Raw genomic sequence first — 25,084 nt, forward strand, 5'->3', positions numbered from 1 at the left:
CACAGGACACTCCTTAAACATAGCTCTATGACTATGTCTTACTGGTGAAGTGTCCGGTTTAAACGGGGGCTATTACACTTACCCCATGCTTCTTGTGGGTCTTTTCTGTTACGGCGGATTGGGCGTGGCGGGTGCCTGGTTACCCGGCGCACCCCTGCAGATCATTGATCGTGTCCTATTAGGCTGTTTTACCGCCGTAGTGATGTCGGCTGGAACCAGTTTAATTGCCAGTTTTTATCAGGCTGAAGCACGACTTAAAATGATGGCGCGTCAGGGCATGGCTATCGAACTTGGTGGAGTGGTGTTTTTATTTATTGGCGGGATTCTGGCTTCCTTGAGTTGGCGCTATCCCTATGCACTCTATCTTTTGTCCTGGTTGCTGCTCGCATTGGTGGTCATTTTGTTTCCACGTCCGCAACAGCAAATCGTCACTGAAACCAGGGATGAAGGCGCAACCAACAGCGATCGGGCATTGCGTCCGGTATTGCTGGCGGCCATCTGCTCCATGATGTGTTTCTTTACCGCCATCATCATGCTGCCACAACGCTTTGCCGCGTTGGGCGTTAATGCCGCTCATATCGGGTATTTTCTGTCATTCGTTTCGCTGGTGGCCGTGTTGGCTGCAGCGTTGATGCCGCATGTGGCACTGCAATTTGGTCCTTATCCAACCCTGATCATGGCGTTCGTTTGTTATATGTTGGCGCACCTGGAGTTTGCTGCTGCACCGGACATGCTGCTGTGCCTGCCGGGCGGCATCCTGTTAGGCATAGGATTTGGCCTGTCAGTGCCTCTGGTCAACCATATGACGGTTGAAACCAGCCAACCGCATGAGCGTGGACGACAACTGGCGCGTTTATCGATGGCAATCTTTGCCGGGCAATTTCTCGCGGCCTTTATGGCTTATATTCCCGGCCAGGTGGCGATGACCTTTATTGCCGCAGCAATACTGGCCGTGATGAATATTGTTGCTTTGCGTAAGTTCGCCGTGGTGAGGAATTAATCTGTCCGAAAAGGGTCGATGCATGTCCTCATCCATCTATGCCTTACCGTTAAGATAGTGCGCAATCTCAATCATTTAGGATCCGCATGAAAACCATCATCAGTAAAAACTTTACTCCAGCCAAAGCCTGGGATGCCGTCGATATTGCCAATTTCGACGGTACCAGCGTCAGATTGCATTGGACTGATAAACCTTATCGCTGGCACATCAACGACGGCGAAGAGGTCTTTGTGGTGTTGGATGGTGCAGTAGAAATGCATTACCGCGAGCAGGGCGAAGTACAGAAAGTGATGTTGAATGTCGGTGATATTTTCTTTGCCAGTGTGGGAACCGAGCATGTTGCCCATCCGCAGGGCGCCGCGCGGGTACTGGTGGTTGAGAAAGAGGATTCGGTATGAAACCACACTAACCGTAATCGGTAACGATTTGATCCGTTAGGCGTAACAGGAGATGAGTGAGCAATCAGGTACAAGCTCGTACGAAAAGTAACCACGGCAGTGCAGCTGGCGTGGTTGGCGGTGGGAGGTGATTTATCCACAGGTTAGCGCGCAGTCTTTTCACCTGAAATGTGGATAACATCCTGATCATTATGACAGTCAATGTGACAGTAACGCTGCGCATGATTAGTTGGATCATCATGATCGCACTAATAGTTAATATGGTAATGGTAACCTGGGGTATTATTATTTCCATCGAAGGCACACAGCCTTCACAAACAACCCAAAGGAATAAAACCATGAAAACTATCAAAACACTGACCATCGCCGCTGCCGCCGCTCTTTCACTGATGTCTGCTGCCAGCTTTGCCCAGAGCATCTCCGTTGAGTCTTCAACTCTTGACGGTGCCGAAGCGAAAGTTGCCGCAGTCGCACAACAGCAGGGCGCTCAGTATAAAATCACTGAAGCGAACACCAACAACCGTGTGCACATGACGGCAGAACTGTACAAATAAGTTCAGTTTCCGCTTCAGCGTTAAGGCCGCCTTCGGGCGGCTTTGCTATTTAAGGCCTAATAAAACGTATTAGCTGATTGCGTTGACAAAACGCTGCGTTATTTGCTGAGGACGGGTTATCGCGCCACCGACCACCACAGCATGCGCGCCCAGTTTTAAACACTGCGCCGCCATCTCAGGTGTTTCCACATTGCCTTCTGCAATCACTGGCGCCTTCACTGCTGTTAATACTTCACGCAGAAAGTGAAAATCATTTGCCGCCAGATACTTTCCGCGCGTTTCCGCCGTGTAGCCATGCAGCGTAGTACCTACGCAGTCGAAGCCGAGTTCATCCGCCAGCAACGCCTCATCAACTGTCGCGATATCTGCCATCAGCAATAACTGCGGATAGCGTTGACGAATCGCCGCCACCAACTGCGGCAACTGCAGTTCGCCAGGCCTCTGATGTTGCGTGGCGTCCAGCGCGATCATCGCTGGATTCGCCGCCATCAATTCATCGACCTCTTTGAGCGTGGCAGTGATATATACATCACTGCCTGAATAATCTCGTTTGATAATGGCGATAATGGGCAAATCCACGGTTTGCATAATCTGCTCTACATCGATCAGACTGTTGGCGCGGATTGCCGACGCGCCACCTTGCTTCGCGGCTAATGCCATACGCGACATGATATAGGCGCTGTGCAGGGGTTCATTTTCCAGTGCCTGACAAGACACCACCAGTTTCCCTTTAATTTGCTCCAGCATGTTTACTTTCATAGCGCGAGTAACTCCTCAACTTCATTTTTGATAATGGTGACGTGCGGGCCATAGATCACCTGTACGCCGTTGCCACGCTGGATAACCGCGCGAGCGCCCGTGGCCTTCAATGCGGCTTCATTAAGTTTAGAACTGTCGTTTAGTGTGATACGCAAACGTGTGGCGCAGCAGTCAAGTTCGGCAATATTGTCTTTACCGCCCAGCGCTTCAATCACCTGCAAAGGGCGTTCGCCAGCGGCAACTGGCAAGGTATCGATGCTGATATCTTCACGGCCTGGCGTTTTAAAATTGAAACGAGCAATCAGCAGGCGGAAGGTGAAGTAATAGAGCAGGAACCACGGCACACCGACCAACGGCACATACATCCAATGCGTCTTCGCTTCGCCCTGCAAAACACCAAACAGAATGAAATCGATTAATCCGCCGGAGAAGGTTTGCCCAATGGTGATGTGTAAAATGTGGGCGATCATAAAGGCCAGGCCATCGAAAAGCGCGTGGATTACATACAACACCGGCGCCACAAACAGGAACGAGAACTCAATCGGTTCGGTGATCCCAGTCAGAAATGAGGTAAGGGCGGCGGACAACAACAAACCGGCCACACGTTTGCGGTTCTCGGGCTTGGCGGTGTGATACATCGCCAGACAGGCACCAAGCAGTCCGAACATCATGGTGATAAAACGGCCCGACATAAAACGCGCAGTCCCCAAGTAAAACTGCTGGGTGTTCGGATCGGCTAACTGAGCAAAGAAAATGCGCTGCGTACCTTCAACAAGATGGCCATTCACCATTTCGCTACCGCCCAATGCGGTGGTCCAGAACGGCAGATAGAAGATGTGATGCAAGCCGAATGGCCCGAGCATGCGGAGCACAAAGCCATAGATAAATGTGCCAAAATACCCCGTGGCATCGACCAATCCGCCCATGCCAAAAATCAGCTTTTGGAAGTGCGGCCATACGAGGGTCATTGCTGCACCAACGATAATCGCCACAAACGAGCTAATAATCGGGACGAAACGTGAGCCACCGAAGAAGCCAAGGAATTGCGGCAGGGCGATTTTGTTATAACGATTGTGCAGCAGCGCCGTGACCAGCCCAATCACCACGCCACCGAATACGCCCGTTTCCAGCGTTTGAATGCCGAGCGCCATGCCTTGACCCACGGCACTGAGATTACTGCTGGCCAGCACGCCGGTTAGCATCAAGAGGGCATTGATGGTGGCATTCATCACCAGATAGGCGAGCAGAGATGCCAGTCCTGCTGTGCCCTTGTCGCTTTTCGCGAGACCTACCGCCACGCCCACCGCAAACAGCACAGCGAGGTTGGCGAAGACCACCGAACCTGCGCTGGCCATGATGGTGAACACCCCTTGTAGCCAGGCGATATCCAGAAACGGATAGGCTTTAACAGTGTTGGGATTGGATAACGCGCCGCCAATGCCCAACAGCAAGCCGGCGGCAGGCAATACCGCGATCGGCAACATAAAGGATTTTCCAAAACGTTGCGCTTTTTCAAACCAGCCTCCTGAAGAGGCTCCACTGAACATTGACATAAATTTTTATCCCCGAAGTGTTGTTGTGGTAAAAATTATTATCACAATCTACTTAATCGGATGAAAATTACTACCATTAGTGTGATAGCTTTCACTTATAATGAATTCTGCTGGCACAAAGCAGGGCCTTTACGCACACTAAGCGCCATCAATATTGGCTAATGGAGAGGTGTCATGACGGACAATGGAAATATTTTGCTGCATCTGAAGCAGGGCCTGCCGGGTTACAGTCCGGCGCTGCAAAAGCTGGGCGACTTCATCCTGACCGAACCGCAGAGAGTGCTGTATCTCACCATTACCGAATTGGCGAAAGAGACGGACACCAGCGAAGCCAGCGTGACGCGCTTGTGCCGCAACCTGAGTTGCAAAGGCTACACCGAATTTAAGATGGCGCTGGCGCTGGATGTGCAGCAGAGTCAGCCCACGCTGGCAGCAACGGGCGATCCGGTTGATGCGCTGGTGGAAGAGTCGGTGCAGGCGCTGCGCGATACCGGAAAATTTATTGATCGCGAGGTTTTACAGCAGGCAGGTGCGGCGGTGCATCAGGCGCGTTCTATCCAAATCTATGGTGTGGCTGCCAGCGCGATAACCGGTGAATATTTGCATTATCGTCTACTACGGCTGGGCAAATCCGCGCAGCTGTTTGGTGATATGCATCGTGCGGCCATGAATGCTTCGACCCTGGGTGAAGGTGATTTGGTCATCGCGATCTCTGCTTCCGGTTCCACCAAAGATCTGATACATGTGGTCAATGTGGCGAAGAAGCGCAAAGCTCAGGTGCTGATGCTAAGTAATACGCTGCGCAGCCCGATGGGCAATCTGGCGGATATGTTGCTGGTGGCGGCGCGACCGGAAGGCCCACTTAATGCCGGAACGTTGAGTGGGAAGGTAGGGGCGATGTTGCTGGTTGAGGCGTTAATGGGGGAGCTGATGGCACATGATGCGCATTACGCCACTGCTAGTCAGCAAACGGCCAGTGCCACATTGCCGATGCTGATCTAACCGTAATGTAAGTCGCTCTCAATCCCAACATGACGGAAAAATCGGTGCGCAGCGATGCGCACCCGAGAAGATACATTTACTCACTCGCCAGCGCGGCGACCGGATCCATACGGGCAGCTTTGCGCGCAGGCAAATAACCAAAAATCATGCCGATAATAGTGGAGCAGGCGAAAGCTGCCCCCGCGGATTCCCATGAGTAGATGGCTGTCAGTACACCGCCTGCCATCAGGCTAATCAGCGGACCGATCACCAGTGAGAGTGCCACGCCGAGTGAACCGCCAACCAAACATACCAGCACCGCCTCAATCATAAACTGCTGCATGATATCGCCACGCCGCGCACCCACGGCCATACGCACGCCAATCTCATGCGTTCGTTCGGTGACGGACACCAGCATAATATTCATCACGCCGATGCTGCCGATCATCAGCGCAATCGATGCCACCATCAAAATCAGCAAGGTCAAGGTGGCTGCTGCCCCTTCAATCGCTTTGCGGTACTTATCGCGGTTAAACATCAGGAAGTCTTTGGTGCCATGGCGCGCAGTCAATAGTTGCGTGAGAGATTCCACCGCCGGACCGCTGACCACATCATCTTTAAGCTTAACGCTGATACTTGTGAGCGCTGTTTGCCCACTGATGCGGTACATCATGGTGCTCCAGGGCAGCCACACGCTGAGACGATTGGGCGAAATGCCGTTATCTTCATGCGCCACACCAATGACTCGCACCGGCACAGACCCTAACACGATCATTTTTCCGATGGGGTTTTCATTGGCTGCAAACAGCTTATTGCGCGTATTGGTATCAATGATGATCTCTTGCCGGGCATGGCGTTCATCACTGAAGTTGCTGCCTTCGGTGAGTTTGATGCCCTGAATCTCAAAGTAATCTTTGCCGACGCCCGATACGGATGCTTTTGACGAGTTGGAGAGATAACGGATCGGCTGGGTCGAGAGCAGCTCAGGGCTGACTTTGTCGACAAACTGCTGGCGAGTAATCACATCGGCATCCGCCATCACCAGCGTCAACACCGGATGCGCATCATCTTCGGCGAAATCGCCGCCGGCATACACGGACACCACATTCGTCCCGAGACCGGAAATACTCTCCAGCGTTTTTTCACGCGCACCTTGTCCAAGCGCGACGACAGTGACGACAGCGGCAATACCAAAGATAATACCGGTCATGGTGAGTGCGGTGCGTAAGCGATGCGTATTCATGGCATTTAGCGCCATGCGCATTGACTCGCGCAGGCGATCAACAAATCCGCGCAGCTTGCTCTGACTTCTGCTCACCATTGGCTGATAGCGCGATCGCGTCGCCTCTGTTTTTGGCCCGCTGTCAGCAAAAATTTCACCGTCCTGGATTTCGATGATGCGGTCAGCGTGCTGTGCCACTTTCATATCGTGCGTGACGATAATCACCGTGTGGCCATCACGATTCAGATCATGAAGGATGCGTAATACTTCCTCGCCCGAATGGGAATCCAGCGCGCCGGTGGGTTCATCGGCAAGAATAATTTCAGCGCCGTTGATGAGTGCGCGCGCAATGCTCACACGCTGCTGCTGGCCACCAGAGAGTTCGCCCGGTTTATGGTGTTCACGGCCTTTTAGTCCCAGTCGCTCCAGCAACTGAGCAGCACGCTCCCGACGCGACTGCCCTTGTAAATTGGCATAAATCGCCGGAATTTCGACGTTGCTTAATGCGGTAAGGTCCGGCATCAGGTGGTAGCGCTGAAAAATAAAACCAATATGTTCGCGACGGACTTTCGCCAGCGCATCCGGTGACAGTGAAGCGGTATTCTGGCCTGAAATAAAATAGTGACCGCTGTCGGCGGCATCCAGGCAGCCGAGAATATTTAGCAATGTGGATTTGCCTGAGCCGGAAGGGCCAATGATCGCGACCATTTCGCCACTGGCGATCTGCAAATTGATATCTTTCAGCACATGCAAAGATTCTGAACCGTTAACATAGCTGCGCTGAATGTTTTTCAGTTCGATCAAGCTCACATCACCACCTTGTCCGCACCGGCGGCTTGGGTAGCAAGGATGACTTTTTCACCGGCTTTCAAGCCGCTGAGAACCTGAATATCAACGCTGTCTGAAATACCAGTGGTGATAATACGTTTCTCAGGCTGATTCTCCTTGTTCGCCACCTCGACAAAGGTCTTGCCTTCCGCGTCTTTTTTCGTTGCCTGTACCGGAATCAACAGCGCGTCTTTCGCAGTGTCGCGCAGCAGATTAACTTGCGCGGTCATTGAGATGCGCAGGGTGTTATCGGGATTGGGAACATCGAGTAACGCATTGTAATAAATGGCAGCATTGGTACTGCTGGCCGGCGTACTCTCACTGTTGCACATCAAGGCATCATCTTTCATCACCGATTCGGGTGCCAGTTCAATGCTACGCAGCGTCGCGTTGTAGCGTTTATCGGGATTGGCGAAGGTGGTAAACCAGGCTTGCTGGCCGGGGTGGATGTTGGTGATGTCCGCTTCGGAAACCTGCACTTTAATGGTCATGGTGCCCAGTTGCGCCAGCTTGGCGATGGTCGGCGCGCTCTGCGCGGCGTTAACCGTCTGGCCCTGTTTGGTCACGATGGCGATCACCGTGCCATCCATCGGTGCCATGATGCGGGTATAGCTGAGATCGAGCTGCTTCTTGTCCACCTCAATTTGTGCTTGAATGACGCGCGCTTTTTGCGCCGTCAACTCAGCACGTGCGGTGCTCCACGCTTCTGCCGCTTCGTCAAAATCCTGACGTGACACCAGGTTGGCTTTAATCATTTGCTGCAGGCGTTTGAACTGCGCATCCTGCCTGACCAACGTCGCTTCACGTGTTTCCAGATCGGCTTGCGCGACGCTCAGTGCAGCCTGCGCGTTGCGTAAATCACTGCGCTGTGGCTGGTCGTCAATTTCAGCGATCAGCTCGCCCTTACTGACGTTATCTCCGGCTTTGATATAGAGCTTTTTCACCTGACCTGAAACCTGCGCACCGACATTGACGCGCTCAATAGCGTCCATCTTGCCGGTCGCAGCGATGACGTTTTCGATGTCGCCTTGACGCACCACGGCAGTGACCAGTGGATTCGGTTTTGGTCTTGAACTGCTGTAGGCCCAGACCAGAATAATGATCGCCAAAATAGCGATCGCGACCAAAAGCCGCTTTTTAGAGGTATTCAACATAAGCATCCCTTTAATGAAGCGAGAATAGTAATCATTAAATGCAACAAACAGGAGAAAATTCGTCAGGATTTCTGCATTAAGTTGGGTGCGTTGAGAAAAAAATGAAAATTTTTCGAATAGAAATCGTCGTTGAGTTGTTTACCCCTAAACCACTCACTATTTGGGAAATGCTATGTCCGCTCCGGCGCGCCAAAACTCACGTCAACGCTATGACGCTTTCAGCATGACGCTGCACTGGATCACTGCGTTTAGCGTCATTTTTCTGTTTGCCTCGGCGCACATTTGGGAACAACTGGAAAAGGGCACACCGCTGCGCAAGGGTTTACAGGCGTGGCATATCTCTTTTGGCATTTTGCTGGCTTTAGTGATGATTGTGCGCCCACTGTGGCGTTTCTATTGCCAACGTCAGACGCATTTGGCCGTGGCGCCAGCTGAAAGCAGCACGCCGATGCGCATCATCGCGCATGCCGTTCATGGCTTGTTGTACCTGTTGTTATTCACTCAGGTTGTATTGGGTTTTCTGTTTCGTTGGTCGCAACAGGAACCGTTTAATTTCTTTGGCCTGTTCGATATTCCAACCTTTATTCATGTCGATACCGCACTGCGTCACACGCTGGCGGGATTACACATTAACGTTGCCTGGGCACTGATTAGCCTGGCAGGTGCGCATGCGCTGGCGGCGTTACTCCATCACTACGTTCTGCGTGACAACGTGCTGCGCCGTATGCTGCCGTTGCGCGATTCGATGCCCCTCCGCGAGGATAAATGAATGATGAAGATGATGAATCAGGTTCGCTGGTTTGCCGTGCCAGTATTGCTGATGGTGTTACATGCACAGACTGCATTCGCCATGGGAGATGACGACAGTGACAAGAAAACCCCGGACTGTCCGAAAGGGCAGGTTTATGACAGCAAAACCAAATCCTGCGTGCCGGAAAAAACCAGCATGCTGAGTGATGAGGATAAGACGAATTACGCCTACCAACTGGCGAAAAAAGGCGAGTATCAAGCTGCGCTGACGTTACTGGATACGTTGCACAATCAGAACACCAAAGAGGCATGGAATTATCGCGGCTACGCCACACGTAAACTGGGCCGCACCGACGAAGGGATGCGTTACTATCAGAAATCGATCGCACTAGACCCCAAATATGCCAAGGTGCGTGAATATTTAGGTGAAGCCTGGATGATCAAAGGCCGACCGGATCTGGCTAAAGAGCAGCTCACTATCATCAAATCGCTGTGCGGTGTGAAGTGTGAAGAGTATCAGGATTTGCACGCGGCCATTAATGGTCACCCTGAGTCCTGATGACCGCTGTTGACGGAGGATAGAAACATTACCAGCACTGAAGTCCGTCAACATCTGGCGGCGCATCTGACGCGTATGTGGCGTTACGCGATGGTGTTATCGCGTAATAAAGATGTGGCCGAAGAGTTAGTGCAGTCCACCTGTGTGCGGGCGCTGGAACGCAGCGCCCAGTACACACCGGGCACACGCATCGATCGCTGGCTGTTTACCGTGCTGCACTCCGTTTGGATCAACGAACTGCGCGCGCAGCGGGTGCGCATGGGGCAGGGATTCGTCGAGAGTGATGAATTGCTCGCTCCCGACCATCAACAACACAATGAACAGCGCATGCAATATGCCAAAGTGATGCAACGGGTTGGGCAGTTGCCAGAGGCACAGCGCAACGCGGTATTTTTAGTTTATGTCGAGGGTTTTACCTATCAGGAAGCCGCCGACACGCTGGCCGTACCGATTGGAACCATCATGAGCCGCCTCGCTGCGGCACGCACTACTTTAGCCAGCGCAGTGACAGCGCGGCCTGCGGTACAGGAGAAACGCTTGTGAATGCACCACGATTTACCTCGCCCTATGCCGACGAAGCTATCGTTGCCTGGCTGGATGGTGAAATGCGCGCGGAGGATGCTCAGGCGTTTGAAACCGAATTAAAGCGCAGTGAAACGTTGTCAGCACGGACGGCTGAGCTGATGAAAAGCAATCAACCTTTTGCGGATGCGTTCGCGCCAATGCTGGATGAGGCGCCGCTGGAGCGTATGGAGTCACGACTGGCGTACCTGCTCGAAAACACGCCATCCGCACCGATAAAAGAGGCTGTTCAGGTTAGCCGCCGTGCGTTGATCGCAGCATCAGTCAGTTTTCTGCTGGTGGGCAGTGCCGTCGGTTTTTGGGCCAGACCCGTCGCGAAAGCTGAACAGGATGAGAGCGCGCGAATACGTGAACTGGAAGCACAATATATGTCGCTCTATAGCCCGGAAACGTTGGCGGATGTCGACAGTTCGCCACAGGTGTTAGCGCGTTCATTACAACGCACGGCGCGCGACCTCGATCTGCGTCTGACGACTGAGCAATTGACGCTTCCTGAAGCGAGCCTGAAAAGTGTGCGTATGCTGCGCTACGACGATTCACTGATCACTCAAATCGCCTGGAATCACAGCAATTACGGTCCGATGGCCCTGTGTATTTCGCGGGAAGATGCGAGTAAACAGAGTGCATTGGCGCAGGAAAAACGGCACGGTATGAATCTGGTGTGGTGGCATCGCAGCGGATATCAGTACGTGCTGATTGGGCGCAATCCTGCTGATCAGTTAAAACGAGCGGCGCAGGTGTTGAGCGCCGCTCTGGTGTAATTTATCAGTGATCACTCATTATGCCCTGGGATGCAGGATACAAATATCGCAGGGGCGTATTGATGGGAAGTTCGCTTAAAGGATGCCCAACTGCTGTTTCAGTTGCGCAATCTCATCGCGCCATTGTGCCTGCAACGCCGGTTTTTGATGTTTGGGCTTACGCTCTCTATCTTCATCCAGCTTGCTTTCCAGATCACACAACGCCAGCAGCAGCGCATCTTCATCGTTGTACGATTCAGACGTCACGGACAGAACATTTACGGTCTCGCTGTCTGACGGTTGTTTGGCACTCAGTTGCTTAATCACCGGTTCAAAGTCATGCCACTCGCTCAGTTGCTGATCCTGAATCAGCCAGAAACGGTTACAGCTGCTGGCGATCAGATTGCGATCGTGCGACACCAGCAACACCGCGCCCTCGAACTGATTGAGGGCGGCTGCCAACTCCTCTTTACCCAGCATATCCAAATGGTTGGTGGGCTCATCCAGCAGCAATAAGGAATAGCGCGCGAGTGTCAGCCCGACAAACAGCAGGCGTGAGCGTTCACCGCCACTCAGCGAGCCCACTAATTGCTGATGACGGAGATAAGGGAACCCCGCACCTATCAGAGCCATCTTTCGCTGGTCGTCACTTAGAGGGGCAAAATGCGCCAGTGCCTCGTTGAGGCTCTCCTCATCAAGCAATTGCGTGAGGCTTTGGTCGTAATAACCTAGCTTTGCACGCGGATGAAACAGTGTGGTGGTCTCACGCTGGTATTCCAGCCAGAGTTGGCGCAGCAGCGAAGATTTCCCGCTGCCGTTGCGGCCCACTATGGCGATGCGGTCGCCGCTTTTAACCTGCAGGCGGGGTAACGAAAACAACGCAGGCGCGTTCTCCGCTGGGCGAATGTGCATTTCAGTCAGCGCCAGCACCCGATCGGCATCCAGCGCTTCTCCCAGTAATTGAAGACGCCATAGACTGCCTTCGGTCAACGTGGTTTGTGCCTCTTTCAACCAACTGGCGCGTTTCTCCATTTGCTGCGCTTTACGCGACAGACCTTCGTTGTCGTAGGTACGTCCCCAAATTGCCAGCCGTTTGGCACTTTTTTCGACGCGCTCAATCTCATTCTGTTCTGCCTGATAACGTTGCGCATCGGTTTCATCCTGCTGGGCCAGCGCTAGTCGGGCAGCGGAGCAGGGCAGGCGGAAGAATTGCAGGGTTTGATCGCGCAGGATCCAGCTGCAATTGGTGACCTGATCCAGCAAGGTGCTGTCATGTGACACCAGCACAAAGCTGCCTTTCCAATTTATCAGGAACTGTTCCAGCCAAAGCAGCGTTGGAAGATCCAGATGGTTGCTGGGTTCATCCAGTAACAGCAGATCAGGCTGGAGAATAAGTGCACGCGCCAGCAGTAACCGCATATGTTGACCGCCACTCAACGTGGCTGCCGTTTGGGTATGCTGTTCAGCATCGAACCCCAGCGAAGAGAGTAGCGCTTCCGCTCGCCAGGCTTCACTGACCTGTTGCTGTTCTGGCAGACGCGCAATCACGCTTGTCAGCAGCGTGGCTTGCTGGAGCAGAGTGGGAAGATGTTGCTCAATTCGCGCCAGCAAACAGTGGTTGGCTAACGTAACGCTGCCCTGACTGCTTGCAAGTTCACCGCTGAGGATTTTTAGCAGGGTACTTTTTCCCGTGCCGTTATCACCGAGCAGCCCAATGCGATCACCTTTTTTGAGGCTGAAATTGATGTCGTGAAAAAGGGTACCGAAGGCGTTATCAAAGCCGACAGCGTGTGCGGATAGTAATGTGCTCATGTGCTTACTCATAAGTTGCAGGCATGCGAACGCCTGACGTCAAAAACTGCTGACGACAACCCGGTAAGCCGGAGGAAGGGTTGAGAATTTCAGTAGACTTCGCTCAGGCGGATTATCGCAGCACGAATGCAGAGATAGCTGAGCGCGGCCAATTACTATAAAAGTGTGAGTAAATAAACAATTCACACGATGGCATAGTAATCCTCCTTATTTATCAGTAGTGAGTAGGGTGGGTTGATGATAGTCACCTGGGCTGGCATTATCCACAGAATATTCGCGATGTTGTGAAGCCACAGGCCATGCCCGGTCAAAAGATATGATTTTCCAACTTGCGTAGTGCAACGGTATCTCCCCCTGAACAGGTTCCTCGAGCTAGTGACAATTATTCTCGATTAGCTGGAAAAATCAGTACGTCAAATTTCAGATTTTATCTAAAGCTCCATTGAATGGTGATAACAAATACCGAGGGGATAATAATCCCCGATTCAATGCCGAAATAGGGTGTGAAATTATATTGAAAGCCATGATAAATATAGGGTGAGAATCCTATTCCGGTGGCCTTTTTAAAGTCGTGATAGGAACCGTGATCGCCACAATCCTTAAAGGCATCGAAAAAAAACTCACCGGTGTAGCCGTAGATACCTTTAAAGGTCCAGCCATCATCCCAGGTTTTCCAGTCTTTTCTCACCCCTAACGCAAGACAGCGATCGTCAAAGCTGTTTTTCATGGTGCCGATCAGGACGCTATAGGTGGAATCTTCGGACAATTTTCTTTCTACCGAAAAGAAGTTATTCTCAAAATTTTCAGTGTATTGCCCATGATTCCCGGTCAGATGATAAACGTAGGAACCCGTGTTGATGGAATATAGGTTAATTTCGCTCGCTGGGCACTGCAGCGAAATGAGTGTTAATACAATCAGTAAGCCCCATAATAATCTGAGATTTGTTCTGGGGGAATCTTCTGTTATTTCATTCATTTTTTCCTCACCACTGGCAATGCGATAATGAAAAAAGCGAACAGCAACCTGATGGGTTGACTCAACATGTTGATTGACAAGTCAGAATGATCAGAGCTTTGAAATTTCAGATAAAGATATTTTATACTGATGAAATCATAGACGATGACGTATTTTAGCAGCTTTTTTGAAAGGGCAATATTGCGAAGAGAAGCGCATTATAAACATGCCTGGTTATATGATTAATAAATAAGGGATTCGTTCAAATAAATCATTCATGTACACTTTTCACTGAATGATGTGTTCCTCATCCAATAAGGGGTAACCCGTGATAGGTTGCAAGCCTGCAAGTTATTGGTCATAAGCCGATTGAAGATTCTCCACCCCAACGCTGCAGCATAACCAGAATCTCACGCCCGGTTATGCTGAACTACACAGGGATGGAAAGTAGAATGACTTCATTCCTGAGTGCAGTTTTAACCTTGATCCACCCAGATGAGCCTATCCACATCAAACCCCAGCCTTTGCGCGATAGCCAGGTACTGTTTTTTCACTTGATTCGGAAGCTTCGGCTCTCGCGACAAGATCCATAAATAACCCCGATTTGGACCGCTCACTAGCGCGTATTGATAATCATCATCCAATGCGATCACGTTATAGCCGCCATAGAACGGGCCAAAAAAGGAGACTTTAAGCGCTGCGGTATCCGATTTGCCGGTGAAATAGGCCTTGCCCTCACTCTCACTCCACTCTTTTTTCACCGAATCATATCCACGATTCAGCACGTTTATGCCGCCATCGTTGCGTTGAGTATAAGTGGCTGTGACATGATCTTTGCCGCGCTCAAAGCGGTGATCCAGGCGGGCGATTTCGTACCATTTGCCCAAATAGCGGTTGGCATCAAAAGGGCTGATAGGCGTGACACCTTTTGGTGGCGTCGGGGATTTACAGGCAACCAGCGTTAACGATAACGCGGCAAGTGCGGCGATGGGCCATATTTTCATTACTGCTCCTTAATCGATCCTGATCCGTATTAAAGGGTATGTCAGCATGATTATAGGCCAGAAATATCGAGGCGGCCCTTAGGCCACCTGATGCAGGGGATTATTTCTTCTCTTTATCTTCGTCAGCCGGAATCAGTGGCTCATCAATCGCAATAGAGGTGCCTGACTTTAACAACTGAATATCGAGTATCACGTAGGTCATGGTGGTGATAAACAAAGAAATCACGCTGCCAATCACGCCGCTGGTGGTAAAGGTGAAGTAGTTGTACATCACCACCCAGGTCACACAAATAAACAGGGCAAGCGCAACGTTAATGGCTGACTGTGAATAGTTGGTAGTGCGAGCGCCCATCTCATTGATTTGCTTATAGAGGTTGGTGCCAACGTATTTCTCCAGCACAAAAATGCCTTGATCCCAACTGCGCAGGCGTCGCGCGCTGCTGCGGGTGAAGAACAGGAATAACAACGAGACAAACAGACCGGAAAAGGCGATCAGCACGGGGACAGCTTCTAATGCATACACCAAACTTTTGTGGCTGGGTGCTTGTGCGGTGAGATCCAGCGTCAGCGAGGCGCCCAGGACGGCATAGAAGAAAATAAACAACGCTAAAAACACCGCATTGCGTTTCCAGTCGAGTTCCGCTTCGTGATTTTTCTGCTGCCGAGCGATGTCGAGGGCGTGTTGTAAACGCGTGTCGCTGGATTGGGTATCCACTTGCCCTATCTCTTCTCCGAGCAAACGGTGAATAAACGGCTGATCGGCCGAATCAATGGTGATGCGCATAACTATCCTGATGGCGTAACTATCGAGGTGCACAGTGTAACGCAATTTCGGCCGCAGGCAGGAATCTGCGAGACAACACGCAGTTTCAGTGCTGCAGTTGCTCATGATTTGCACATCATTTGTACACTTTACTCTGCGGTCACTGTCGGCCGTGTACAGCACGACGGAGGAATAGCCTATGTCGTACGTAGATGGTTTTGTCGTTGCGGTGCCTGAAGTTAATAAAGAGGATTACCGTGCCATGGCGGCCAAAGCAGCGCCGCTGTTTAAGGAGTTTGGTGCCACCCGCATCGTGGAGTGCTGGGCAGATGATGTACCTGAAGGCAAGCTCACGGATTTTTATCGGTCGGTGAAAGCGGAAGAGGGAGAAACAGTGGTGTTCAGCTGGATTGAATATCCCTCACGTGAAGTGCGTGATGCGGCCAATCAGAAAATGATGTCCGATCCGCGGATGAAAGAGATGGGCGAAAACATGCCGTTTGATGGCAAAAGAATGATTTACGGCGGTTTCTCGATTCTACTCGAAGAGTAATGTGCAGGGCGCGTCGGCGCCCTGCACATTTCTGTCGCGGTCAGGCATGCGAGAGGCTACGGCCACTGCTGACACTGTATGACGGTTCGATAACCATCGTGATCTTGATACGTTTTTCCGTTTTGATCCCAATATGGGTTGAACGAATCAATCTGTACAAATCCCGCCAATACCATTTGCTGGCATGTTTGCTGCCACCTATCACGCTCGGGTAAATACAGCACCAACAGATCTTCTGATGAGGGTGAAGGGATGACCGGATGCGAAGTGCATTGTGTGAATTCCAGATGCCAGGGCACATCTGCTTTTCCCAGCATCACGCCATTGAAGCCTTGGTGGTCTTCAAAGGCGCCAATCACATCCAGTCCCAATCCTGATTGATAAAGTTCACGACTGAGCTCCAGTTGTGAAACTGGTCGCGCTACGCGTAGGGTAAGTGTTGCCACAAGTTTAACTCCATGACGATGAGGTTTAGTCCTGTCACTCATACTGTAGCGGCGACAAAAGAGTGATGGCGCAATGCGTGCGCATTGTGTATTGGCGTTGCTAAATCGTCATGAATTAACGCTATTTTTTCTTAATTCTAAACGGGATGGAGAACATGATGAGCTATGTCAGCGAGATGAGAACCTTAGTTGGACATCGTATGTTGCTGCTTGTGGGAGCGAACGTCATCATCCTTGACGATAAGCAACGTATTTTACTACAACAGCGATTAGACGGAAGCTGGGGACTACCCGGTGGGTTGATGGAACCGGGTGAAAGCCTCGAACAAACCGCTGTGCGTGAAGTGAAAGAAGAGACGAATATTGATATTGATGAACTTCATTTTTTGAAAGTCTTTTCTGGCAAAGAATTTACTTTTACGCTTAATAATAACGATGAAATCAATGTTGTCACCGCCCTTTACTGGTCAAAAAAATGGCATGGTAGTTTAATAAATGATAAGAGTGAGGGGTTGTCATTGGCATTCTTCACCACTGATGATATGCCCGATAATATGAGCGAAGAGTATCAGCTCTACCTTCGTTACTTTGTCTCAAAATAAATCGTCATCAGATTGGATTACGTGGCCATACTCAGTACAACAAACGCCACTTCAACAAGGAGTTAACATGCTGGATATCATCCATTTTCCCCTGTTCCTCGTTTCGGTATTTCTGCTGTGTATCACGCCGGGTCCGGACCTCGCTTATGTGGTCGGGCAAAGCGTGGCCAATGGGCGACGCAGCGGCGTGATATCTGCGAGCGGTGTGGCGCTGGGCAGCTGTACGCATGCGTTGGCCAGTGCAATAGGCTTAACGGCGTTAATTATCGCCTCGCCGATGTTATTTACAGCGATTAAATATATCGGGGCTGCTTATCTTATTTATTTAGGTGGCAAGATGGTGTGGGAAACATTTATTGTCAAACCACAGGGATGTCGCTCACAGACTCAGGTGCCACGCTCCAATACACGTAATCTTTTAGTACGCGGTTTTATTACATCTATCACTAATCCCAAAGTGTTATTGTTTTTCATTTCGTTCTTCCCACAATTCGTCGTGGTAGAGGGTAACTATCATGCGAGTTCCTTCCTGCTGTTGGGACTAACATACGCGGTGATTGGGTTGATCACTGATGTGACGTTTGCCCTGCTGGCGGGCGGTGCTGCGAGTGCAGTATCGCGCAACATTACGCTGCAAAAGCTGCTGGATCGTATCGTCGGTATGACATTCATTGGCCTGGGAATTCGCCTGGCCCTGACCCGACGTTAAAAATGCAGAAGAGACAGCAAGTCTGATGATTGGCGATAGCGACTTAATCGGGTAACGTGAAGTGTCTTACGTTACCTACAAAATAATGACCGCACGCTAAGTTGCAGGAGAGCTCGTTCATGGCCGTTAATCCCAATATCATCGGCATCGTCAGCGATGAATTCACCAACCCAAATACCGTCACGATGCTGAATGAAATGACGCGCCAGTTAAACGCGCGTGGTTTAGTGACGCTGTTGCTGAATGTCGATTCAGCAGAAAGCTATCAACGTATGTTGCAGAATGCCGCATCTTTGCCGCTGGCGGGGTTGGTATTTCTGACATCCCTGTTTGAGGATGAATTGCATACCGCAGCAAAACTATTGCCTGACGTGGCGACGGTGCATTTAAGCCAGAGCCGTGAAGCAGGTGCTGAGGTCGTGATTGCCAATGGTTTCGATGCGGGTGCCGAGATGGGGTTATTGTTACTGTCTCAAGGACATCAACGCTTTGGCTTTATGCACAGTCATCAGCAGGCCGATCCCGCGCGTCAAATGGCAGGCATGGTGTCCAGCCTTGAGGCAGAACATAAAACGCTGAACATTCAGCTGGTGGCCGGGGCTAACGATCGAGAACTGGCTTATCAGACCATGATGGCCTACCTGAAGAAAACCCGTGCAGCCGAGCGCATTAATGCACTGTTCTGCGAAAGCGATGTGCTGGCCTTTGGTGCATTGCAGGCAGTGCGCGATTTTGGCCAGGGCGCACACGTGGCAGTCGTAGGTTTTGATGATGTGGATGAAGCCCGCGCCTCAACCTGGCATCTGACCAGTTGGGCACAGCGTCGTGACTTGCTGGTCAACGAAGCACTGAATCGTTTACTGGAAAACCGTGCTGATACAGGCAACGCCTGGCAGCAAGGTGAGTTGCAGGTGCGTCACTCCCATCACGGAAAATATGTCCCGGGTGAAATGTCGCAGTGTGGTTGTGCGATTCGACACTAATTTTATTGGGTCGCCAGGCCGGCGACCCGCTGCAATCAATTCTCTAAACGCCCGACCAGGCTAGCAGAACCCAGCGCGTGACCTTTCAATTTTGCGACTAACTCAGTGTGACTGAGTCCTGCGGGTAAAGTGCCGTTCGCAAGGTCGGTCGCCACCAGCACAAAATTGTAGTGGTGATAGCCCGCGCCTGCGGGTGGACAAGGGCCATAATAGTTTTGCGTGCCGGGCGTATTGGTGCCATAGCTAAAATTTCCTCCTTTGCTTAACTCACCCTGTTGGAATTTGTTACGCGTAGCATCAATGTTGTACGCCAGCATATGCGTCACCCCCAAGCCTTTGGCGCCAGCCGGATCGTTCAGCAGTAGCACATAACTCTGGGTGCCCACGGGCGGATTGGCCCAGCTAAGCGCGGGCGACAGGTTTTTGCCGCTGCAGGAGAGATTGTTCTTATCATTGCCACCCAATGCTTTCTTCATCACGCCGTTATCGGCGAAGTCTGCTGACTTAAGCGAAAACACCGCCGCATGGGCAAACAGTGGCAGGCTGCTTAAGCAGAGTAGGGTCATTAACTTCTTCATTATTGCTCCTCAACAAGGACGGGTTGTGCGTGCGACAGTCGATCCCACGCGTGAAAATTAGCGCTGGGCTAGCGCCATTGGCTGACGCGCCGAATAGAGCACAACGATGGCGGAAAACAGGGCAAATGCTGCAGCACACAACAACATGCTGGCAAATCCATCGGCGTAGCTGGTAATGATGAGTGGTTGTAAAGAGACCTGATGAACGGCGTCATACATCGCCAGTGCATGGCGGAAATCGCCGGCAATAACCTGCGCGCTAAAACCGGGTTGAAGGGGCAACTGCGCGTGTAGCATCGCTGATTGTAATTGCCACTGTGTGCTGGCCGCCAGAATCGCGCCCAGCGTGGCAAATCCTAACAAAATGCCGGAAAAACGGGCTGTTGTGCTGATACCCGATGCCATTCCTGCCTGCTGCGGCGGTACGGTTGCCATAATCGCCTTTTGGGTTTCGCCATTGAGCAGCCCACCGCCACTGCCGAGTAGGGCCATACCCGCCAGGGTCAGCAGCAAATGGTGGTGGTACACGGCAGTCGCAATCATCATGTTGCCAAAGGAGACGGTGACCAGGCCAAGAGCCAGTAAAGTGGCGGCATGCAGGCGTTTGCCGAGCCAGCGCGCCATAACAGGAAACAGCAGCATTGCCAAAGCGAAAGGCAGCATACCCGCTCCGGCCATTAACGGCGTCATTCCCTCAACATTCTGCAATAACAGCGGCAGTAATGAGGTCATAACTTGCGCGGTGGCAGCGTAAGCAAACATCGCTAATACTGCGCCAATAAAGGGGAACGAGCGGAAAAGTTGCAAATTCAACATCGGCCTGCTTTTGCCACTTTCCACACGGACAAATAGGCCAAACCACAACGCGCCGAGACACAATCTGCCCACCACTTCACGGCTCAACCAGCCATGTTGCGGCGCTAATATTAATGCCCAGGTCAAACAGAACATGCCTGCGATAAACAGCGCGATGCCAGGTAAATCGAGTTTACCCGCGTGTTCATGCCTGGATTCCTCAATGTGGCGGGTGACGGCCAGCATCAGCAGGGCACAAATAGGAATATTGACAAAAAATGTCCAGCGCCAGCCAAGCAACGTACTGATCATGCCACCGGCCAACGGTGCCAGCACCATGGTTAATCCCATCACACCGGCCCAAATCGCCCATGCCCGGTTACGTGCCTGACTATCGCGAAAGCTGTGCGCGATAATTGCCAGTGCTGGCGCCAGCAGAAATGCGGAGCCAATACCCTGAACCGTACGGGCAATATTGAGTGCCAAAACGCTGGTCGCCATGCCACAGGCGAGTGAGGCCAGTGCAAAGAGTAAAATGCCGCCGAGAAAGAGTCGGCGTCGGCCAAATTTGTCTGCCAGCGACCCTGCCGGCAAAAGGAGTGAGGAAAAGCTCAGCACGTAAGCGCCAATGACCCATTCCATGTCTGCAAAAGAAGCATGCAGACCTTTAGCGATGGTTGGCAACATAACGCCGACGATATTGGTGTCGATTACCGTCAATGCGCACCCGGTTGAGGCAACGAGTAAAACACGATTCAGATGGCGATGGTCGAGTGCAATGGTAGCAGTGGACATCTTTTCTCCCGCGAGCAAGGTAGTGAATGCTTTACAGCTTGAATCCATCACGGAAGTCATTCAATAAACAGTACTGGAGTTATTGTTAGGCAAAACCTAACAACATTTATATCGCTGGCGTTTCCGTTTCAGGTAATGATCGACATGTTCATCACACAAGATAAGTAGGAGGTAAAACGTGGAATTACGCCATCTACGCTATTTTCTGGAACTGGCAAAAACGCTGCATTATGGCGTGGCGGCTGAGAATCTTAATATATCCACGCCGACGCTGTCGGTGCAGATTAATCAATTGGAAGAAGAATTAGGTGCGCCATTATTTTATCGCACTCAACGTAAAGTCGAGTTGACGCAGATTGGAGAAATTTTCCAACAGGAGGCGCGTGAGACTCTACAACATGCGGAGCAGGCCAAATCCCGAGTACGTAGTGCCGCTCGCGGCGAACGCGGTTATATCCGCGTGGGCTATGTGGCATCCGCACTATTATCTGGCATTTTAACCCGGTTATTGACGAGCTTTAGTGCCAGCGCACCTGATATCTCAATCAATGCACGTGAATCAGTCATGGATACACTGGCCACTCAGGTCAGTGAACGTACTATTGATGTTGCCTTTGTGCGCGGTCCTGTGCCGTTGCCTGCCGATGTCGGATACATTGAAGTCGAGCAAGATCACTTTGCATTGGCACTGCCGGATAACCACCCGCTGGTTGCGCAGGAACAACCCATCGAACCTGCGCAACTTAAAGGGGAAACCTTTATTTTGCCCGAACAAGTGTCTGGCACCGTGACCTTTGCACAGCGTGGTGGGTTTATTCTTAGTCGTAGCTGGTCGGCGGGCAGTTTAAATGAAGTGCTGGCCAATGTCGCATTAGGTAATGGTGTCGCGGTAATACCGGCTATTCTGGTGACTCAATTAAAATTAACCGGCATCACTTATCGCGAAATACCCGGAGCCGTTATTCCTTCATCCATTTGGTTCTTATATCGTAAACGTGAACGTACTCCCGCAGTGAATAAGCTGGTGCGCATGATTGAACGAAGCACCTGACTATTTTATTTGCAACGTCGCAACGCGATCTTTCAATGCGCGTTCAATCGCCTTGCGGTGATAGGGTGACATTTTGCGCCACTCCTGTGCCTCTTTACGCGTACGGCCGCAGGCACGACACCAGCCATTTTTTCCCTCAAAAATACAGACATCAGTACAAGGCGATTTTACAGACATGGAAATAATTCCTTATTGGGTGAGGCCACTGTAGCCATGGAACATCATATAGACGCCCACGATGGCAATCAGGGCACTAGAGAAGTAAGGTGCACGGCGTGCAATATCGGCGAAACCTTTCCATCGACGGGATACATGCCGAACACTTAGCGCCGCACCTACGCCGACGGTCACCAGCGTAAGCGCCAGGCCGATGCTGAAGCAGACCACCAGCGCCGCACCAAGACTAAACTGCTTCACCTGCAGGCAGAGAAGGAGGACCGTGATCGCTGCGGGGCAGGGAATTAATCCCCCCGTCAGGCCGAAGAGAAGAATTTGCAGATTGCTGATTTCACGGCCATCAAAGCGTCGGCGTATGTCTTCCGCGTGCGCGCGCTCGTGTGCATCCTGATATTCCTGAGAACCTTCCGCGAACCTGGCCAATTCGCCATGATGTCCGTGTTCATGATGAGCATGCTCATGATGATGCCCGTGCTCATGATGATGCCCGTGCCCATGATGATGTTCATGCTCATGATGATGCCCGTGCCCATGATGATGCTCATGTTCATGATGATGCCCGTGCTCATGATGATTCCCATGTTCATGATGATGATCCTGCGTATGTTCATGATCGTGTTGCTGATGCCACGCTTGTGCTTCAGACCAGGTACGCCAGAACATCCAGGCAGCTGTTGCAATGATAATGAGGCCTGAAATCAGCTGCAGCCAGGGTTCGGCAGCTTCGGCAGTAAACTGCCGACTGATATACATCCCGCCCATCGCAATCAGCCATACCACCGCAGTGTGGGAAAAAGTGGCTGCCAGACCCAGAATCACCGCCTGGCGAACACTGCCACGGATGGCGACGATAAATGCCGCCATCATCGTCTTAGAGTGACCCGGCTCCAGGCCGTGCAACGCCCCAAGCAAGATGGCGCTTGGGATAAACAGCAACGCGCTAGACGTGCCCTGGCTCAGCAGGGCAGCGAAATCATTCATGGTGTGCATCTCGTGTCGTGATAAGTTGAAAGCGGCATTGCAGTGCCGTAAAATCAAAAAATTCAAAGAAAATATACTATACCCCAGTATACATTAAGATCAACAGGAGCCGAGAATGGGCCATACACTCAAGCATCAGAAAAGCCTGTTAACCCGCGTACGTCGTATTAAAGGGCAGGCAGCTTCGCTCGAGACCGCATTGGAATCGGGTGAGGAGTGCCTAAAAGTGTTGCAGCAGGTAGCAGCGGTACGCGGGGCAGTTAATGGTCTAATGGCAGAACTGCTGGAGGGGCATATCAAAGAGCACCTGATGAATGAATCTGCCACCGAAGCGGAGCGCACTCAGGATTTGGAAGAGATTGTCAGCGTTATACGTTCATATCTGAAGTAGGAGCAAACCATGCTGTGGCTCATCGTAAAATACGCCATCACGGCGGGCATGGTGGTGCTGATTTCTGAAGTGGCGAAACGCAGTGACCGTCTCGGAGGGTTGATTGCGGCGCTGCCATTAGTGACGATATTGGTGTTGATCTGGATGAAGCTGGAAGGTCAGAGCCAGGCAAAGATCGCCAGCCACGCCTGGTATACCTTCTGGTACGTGGTGCCAACCCTGCCGATGTTTGTCGCCTTTCCATTTCTCTATCAGCGCTGGGGATTTTGGCCCACGCTGGTGGCGAGTTGCCTGTTAACTATCGTGCTTTTTGTCCTGTGGGCAACGTTGCTAAAGCGCTTTGGCATACAGTTGATGTAGTCTGATTTTTTATGCCTGCACCCGTTTTCTTTACCCCTTTTTTATCTCGCGCTTGATGAATGCGGAGGGAGAATCCAGCACACAGGTTTATCAAAGTATTTTACTGGGTGCGGGATTCAGCGGGCGCGCGCGGTACTGAGGTCAGGGCGCGATATTGACCGCGCCCAAACATTCAAATGAGCGCGTCAGCCATAGCCGCCAGTTGGGCAAACGGACCCGATAGCGTTTGGTTATGATGGGCAATGATCTGGGATGCACTCATCTGCCCGTTGTCTGTCGTGCTATGTGCATCGCTGATTATTACCACGCGAAAGCCTAAGTCTGCCGCTGCCCGGCAAGTCGTATCCACGCAATATTCTGTTTTCATACCACAAATCACCAACTCTTCAATTCCGGCGAGTTGTAGCGAAGCAAGGAGCGTCGTGCCACGGAAACAGTTGGGGTAGCGTTTCACAAACACACCATCCAACTCGGCATCTATCGCCAACTGTGGAATAAGCTGCGTGAGCGGACTGCTCTCGGCAAGAGGTGTTCCCTCAGGCCCGGTATGGCGAGCAGCAAAGATCGGAGCTTTTGCGTCGCGTGCACGGGCAATCAACGTGTTGATATTGTTCAGCAAAGTTTCTGCGGCAAATGGCTGCTGCGGCGCAAAAAACAAACCGTGTTGCATATCGATAATCAATAGCGCTTTTTTACTTGAGGATGGCATGGTGTGTCTCCTTTCACTGGGTGATGAACGGAGACAATCCCCGTCCATTGGCTGACGGGGTGAGGATTCTGTACGCTTACGTTTTTGCTACAGATACACTCACGCCGCCGATGAATGCGGTGGTGGTTGTCACTGTGCTCAACGTAATGAACCAAGACATCATCGGCTCGCGGCAGATTGGGGAATAAATCTGACGTTAGCACAACATCGTACAAAATCCCTGCGGTTTTTTTTCTGCTGAGAGGAAAAGGCGCTAAAGTAGCAGTCAGTGTGTATCTGCGGAGAAACGACGTTGGTAAAGCCCGTCCACTTGTCACGCGTTCTGCATAGCCCTATGGCG

The 25,084-nt window shown here is 51.5% G+C and carries 29 protein-coding genes; 15 read left to right on the top strand and 14 right to left on the bottom strand.

From position 1 onward, the window contains the following. Positions 1-94 precede the first annotated feature (94 nt). The 3 genes from QMZ65_RS07135 (at position 95) to QMZ65_RS07145 (ending at position 1,952) form a co-directional block, all read left to right on the top strand. Positions 95-1,000 (top strand): MFS transporter, encoded by a 906-nt coding sequence (locus QMZ65_RS07135; protein ID WP_283215674.1) that lies wholly within the window; start codon positions 95-97, stop codon positions 998-1,000. An 86-nt stretch (positions 1,001-1,086) separates the two neighbouring features. Next, entirely contained in the window at positions 1,087-1,398 is a 312-nt protein-coding gene (locus QMZ65_RS07140; RefSeq protein WP_097119056.1) for a cupin domain-containing protein, read from the top strand. 338 nt (positions 1,399-1,736) lie between these two features. Next, positions 1,737-1,952 carry a YdgH/BhsA/McbA-like domain containing protein gene (locus tag QMZ65_RS07145; RefSeq protein WP_034829885.1) on the top strand — a complete coding sequence of 72 codons (216 nt, stop codon included), beginning with the start codon at positions 1,737-1,739 and terminating at the stop codon, positions 1,950-1,952. Between the two features lie 69 nt (positions 1,953-2,021). Here the strand turns inward: QMZ65_RS07145 and QMZ65_RS07150 are convergent, their stop codons facing one another. Further along, a complete protein-coding gene (locus QMZ65_RS07150) occupies positions 2,022-2,711 on the bottom strand; it encodes an N-acetylmannosamine-6-phosphate 2-epimerase (protein ID WP_160834267.1) in 690 nt (229 codons plus the stop codon). Beyond that, the gene (locus tag QMZ65_RS07155) at positions 2,708-4,264 is read right to left on the bottom strand and encodes a maltose/glucose-specific PTS transporter subunit IIC (protein WP_283215675.1); all 1,557 of its coding nucleotides are present in this window, start codon (positions 4,262-4,264) and stop codon (positions 2,708-2,710) included. The genes QMZ65_RS07150 and QMZ65_RS07155 overlap by 4 nt, the downstream gene beginning before the upstream one ends. A 174-nt stretch (positions 4,265-4,438) precedes the next feature. Here QMZ65_RS07155 and QMZ65_RS07160 point away from each other — a divergent pair, with 174 nt between their 5' ends. Further along, complete coding sequence (locus tag QMZ65_RS07160) at positions 4,439-5,266, top strand: MurR/RpiR family transcriptional regulator (RefSeq protein ID WP_283215676.1); 828 nt, start codon at positions 4,439-4,441, stop codon at positions 5,264-5,266. A gap of 76 nt (positions 5,267-5,342) precedes the next feature. On the opposite strand, the gene QMZ65_RS07165 is transcribed toward QMZ65_RS07160, so the two are convergent. Together QMZ65_RS07165 and QMZ65_RS07170 are read right to left on the bottom strand one after the other, a co-directional pair. Then, the gene (locus tag QMZ65_RS07165; protein ID WP_283215677.1) at positions 5,343-7,277 is read right to left on the bottom strand and encodes a MacB family efflux pump subunit; all 1,935 of its coding nucleotides are present in this window, start codon (positions 7,275-7,277) and stop codon (positions 5,343-5,345) included. Further along, a complete protein-coding gene (locus QMZ65_RS07170) occupies positions 7,274-8,449 on the bottom strand; it encodes an efflux RND transporter periplasmic adaptor subunit (protein ID WP_283215678.1) in 1,176 nt (391 codons plus the stop codon). Before QMZ65_RS07170 ends, QMZ65_RS07165 begins: the two co-directional genes overlap by 4 nt. Before the next feature lie 172 nt (positions 8,450-8,621). Here QMZ65_RS07170 and QMZ65_RS07175 point away from each other — a divergent pair, with 172 nt between their 5' ends. The 4 genes from QMZ65_RS07175 (at position 8,622) to QMZ65_RS07190 (ending at position 11,101) form a co-directional block, all read left to right on the top strand. Further along, on the top strand, positions 8,622-9,218 hold the full coding sequence (locus QMZ65_RS07175; protein WP_283215679.1) for a cytochrome b: 597 nt from the start codon (positions 8,622-8,624) through the stop codon (positions 9,216-9,218). A 3-nt stretch (positions 9,219-9,221) separates the two neighbouring features. Next, positions 9,222-9,758: a tetratricopeptide repeat protein gene (locus tag QMZ65_RS07180; RefSeq protein ID WP_283215850.1), complete on the top strand. Its 537-nt coding sequence runs from the start codon at positions 9,222-9,224 to the stop codon at positions 9,756-9,758. 75 nt (positions 9,759-9,833) lie between these two features. Further along, positions 9,834-10,301: a sigma-70 family RNA polymerase sigma factor gene (locus QMZ65_RS07185; RefSeq protein ID WP_230599210.1), complete on the top strand. Its 468-nt coding sequence runs from the start codon at positions 9,834-9,836 to the stop codon at positions 10,299-10,301. Beyond that, the gene (locus QMZ65_RS07190) at positions 10,298-11,101 is read left to right on the top strand and encodes an anti-sigma factor family protein (protein ID WP_283215680.1); all 804 of its coding nucleotides are present in this window, start codon (positions 10,298-10,300) and stop codon (positions 11,099-11,101) included. The genes QMZ65_RS07185 and QMZ65_RS07190 overlap by 4 nt, the downstream gene beginning before the upstream one ends. 75 nt (positions 11,102-11,176) lie before the next feature. Here the strand turns inward: QMZ65_RS07190 and QMZ65_RS07195 are convergent, their stop codons facing one another. The 4 genes from QMZ65_RS07195 to QMZ65_RS07210 all read right to left on the bottom strand — a co-directional run bounded on the left by QMZ65_RS07195 (position 11,177) and on the right by QMZ65_RS07210 (position 15,635). Next, entirely contained in the window at positions 11,177-12,892 is a 1,716-nt protein-coding gene (locus QMZ65_RS07195; RefSeq protein ID WP_283215681.1) for an ABC-F family ATP-binding cassette domain-containing protein, read from the bottom strand. Positions 12,893-13,319: 427 nt separating this feature from the next. Then, complete coding sequence (locus QMZ65_RS07200) at positions 13,320-13,868, bottom strand: hypothetical protein (RefSeq protein ID WP_255253288.1); 549 nt, start codon at positions 13,866-13,868, stop codon at positions 13,320-13,322. A 455-nt stretch (positions 13,869-14,323) separates the two neighbouring features. Then, positions 14,324-14,851 (bottom strand): outer membrane lipoprotein Blc, encoded by a 528-nt coding sequence (blc, locus tag QMZ65_RS07205; RefSeq protein WP_097119063.1) that lies wholly within the window; start codon positions 14,849-14,851, stop codon positions 14,324-14,326. 100 nt (positions 14,852-14,951) lie between these two features. After that, positions 14,952-15,635, bottom strand: coding sequence for a RipA family octameric membrane protein (locus QMZ65_RS07210; RefSeq protein WP_283215682.1), 684 nt, complete (start codon positions 15,633-15,635; stop codon positions 14,952-14,954). 178 nt (positions 15,636-15,813) lie between these two features. On the opposite strand from QMZ65_RS07210, the gene QMZ65_RS07215 reads away from it, so the two are divergent. After that, positions 15,814-16,167: a DUF1428 domain-containing protein gene (locus QMZ65_RS07215; protein WP_034829871.1), complete on the top strand. Its 354-nt coding sequence runs from the start codon at positions 15,814-15,816 to the stop codon at positions 16,165-16,167. Positions 16,168-16,223: 56 nt separating this feature from the next. Here QMZ65_RS07215 and QMZ65_RS07220 read toward each other — a convergent pair whose 3' ends face one another. After that, positions 16,224-16,613, bottom strand: coding sequence for a prolyl endopeptidase (locus QMZ65_RS07220; RefSeq protein ID WP_097119064.1), 390 nt, complete (start codon positions 16,611-16,613; stop codon positions 16,224-16,226). Between the two features lie 155 nt (positions 16,614-16,768). On the opposite strand from QMZ65_RS07220, the gene QMZ65_RS07225 reads away from it, so the two are divergent. The 3 genes from QMZ65_RS07225 to QMZ65_RS07235 all read left to right on the top strand — a co-directional run bounded on the left by QMZ65_RS07225 (position 16,769) and on the right by QMZ65_RS07235 (position 18,907). Further along, positions 16,769-17,215 (top strand): NUDIX hydrolase, encoded by a 447-nt coding sequence (locus QMZ65_RS07225; RefSeq protein WP_313377453.1) that lies wholly within the window; start codon positions 16,769-16,771, stop codon positions 17,213-17,215. A gap of 67 nt (positions 17,216-17,282) precedes the next feature. Next, entirely contained in the window at positions 17,283-17,924 is a 642-nt protein-coding gene (locus QMZ65_RS07230) for a LysE family translocator (protein WP_283215683.1), read from the top strand. Positions 17,925-18,043: 119 nt separating this feature from the next. Next, positions 18,044-18,907, top strand: a complete 864-nt coding sequence (locus QMZ65_RS07235; RefSeq protein WP_283215684.1) for a substrate-binding domain-containing protein — start codon at positions 18,044-18,046, stop codon at positions 18,905-18,907. Positions 18,908-18,942: 35 nt separating this feature from the next. Here the strand turns inward: QMZ65_RS07235 and QMZ65_RS07240 are convergent, their stop codons facing one another. Then, positions 18,943-19,485 carry a YbhB/YbcL family Raf kinase inhibitor-like protein gene (locus tag QMZ65_RS07240; RefSeq protein ID WP_283215685.1) on the bottom strand — a complete coding sequence of 181 codons (543 nt, stop codon included), beginning with the start codon at positions 19,483-19,485 and terminating at the stop codon, positions 18,943-18,945. Positions 19,486-19,542: 57 nt separating this feature from the next. Continuing rightward, positions 19,543-21,075, bottom strand: coding sequence for an MFS transporter (locus tag QMZ65_RS07245; protein ID WP_283215686.1), 1,533 nt, complete (start codon positions 21,073-21,075; stop codon positions 19,543-19,545). A gap of 178 nt (positions 21,076-21,253) precedes the next feature. On the opposite strand from QMZ65_RS07245, the gene QMZ65_RS07250 reads away from it, so the two are divergent. Beyond that, positions 21,254-22,126 (top strand): LysR substrate-binding domain-containing protein, encoded by an 873-nt coding sequence (locus QMZ65_RS07250; RefSeq protein WP_034829867.1) that lies wholly within the window; start codon positions 21,254-21,256, stop codon positions 22,124-22,126. On the opposite strand, the gene QMZ65_RS07255 is transcribed toward QMZ65_RS07250, so the two are convergent. Together QMZ65_RS07255 and QMZ65_RS07260 are read right to left on the bottom strand one after the other, a co-directional pair. Continuing rightward, positions 22,127-22,303 carry a DUF1289 domain-containing protein gene (locus QMZ65_RS07255; protein ID WP_034829866.1) on the bottom strand — a complete coding sequence of 59 codons (177 nt, stop codon included), beginning with the start codon at positions 22,301-22,303 and terminating at the stop codon, positions 22,127-22,129. It abuts the gene before it with no gap. 12 nt (positions 22,304-22,315) lie between these two features. Next, positions 22,316-23,284 carry a nickel/cobalt efflux protein RcnA gene (locus tag QMZ65_RS07260; RefSeq protein ID WP_283215687.1) on the bottom strand — a complete coding sequence of 323 codons (969 nt, stop codon included), beginning with the start codon at positions 23,282-23,284 and terminating at the stop codon, positions 22,316-22,318. Between the two features lie 115 nt (positions 23,285-23,399). On the opposite strand from QMZ65_RS07260, the gene QMZ65_RS07265 reads away from it, so the two are divergent. Next, a complete protein-coding gene (locus tag QMZ65_RS07265; protein WP_034824208.1) occupies positions 23,400-23,675 on the top strand; it encodes a metal/formaldehyde-sensitive transcriptional repressor in 276 nt (91 codons plus the stop codon). Between the two features lie 9 nt (positions 23,676-23,684). Further along, positions 23,685-24,035: a DUF3147 family protein gene (locus tag QMZ65_RS07270; RefSeq protein ID WP_034824206.1), complete on the top strand. Its 351-nt coding sequence runs from the start codon at positions 23,685-23,687 to the stop codon at positions 24,033-24,035. Positions 24,036-24,207: 172 nt separating this feature from the next. Here QMZ65_RS07270 and QMZ65_RS07275 read toward each other — a convergent pair whose 3' ends face one another. Next, positions 24,208-24,744 (bottom strand): cysteine hydrolase family protein, encoded by a 537-nt coding sequence (locus tag QMZ65_RS07275; RefSeq protein ID WP_283215688.1) that lies wholly within the window; start codon positions 24,742-24,744, stop codon positions 24,208-24,210. Positions 24,745-25,084: the final 340 nt, after the last annotated feature.

The sequence above is a fragment of the Pantoea sp. EABMAA-21 genome (assembly GCF_030053335.1).
Taxonomy (GTDB): Bacteria; Pseudomonadota; Gammaproteobacteria; order Enterobacterales; family Enterobacteriaceae; genus Pantoea; species Pantoea communis.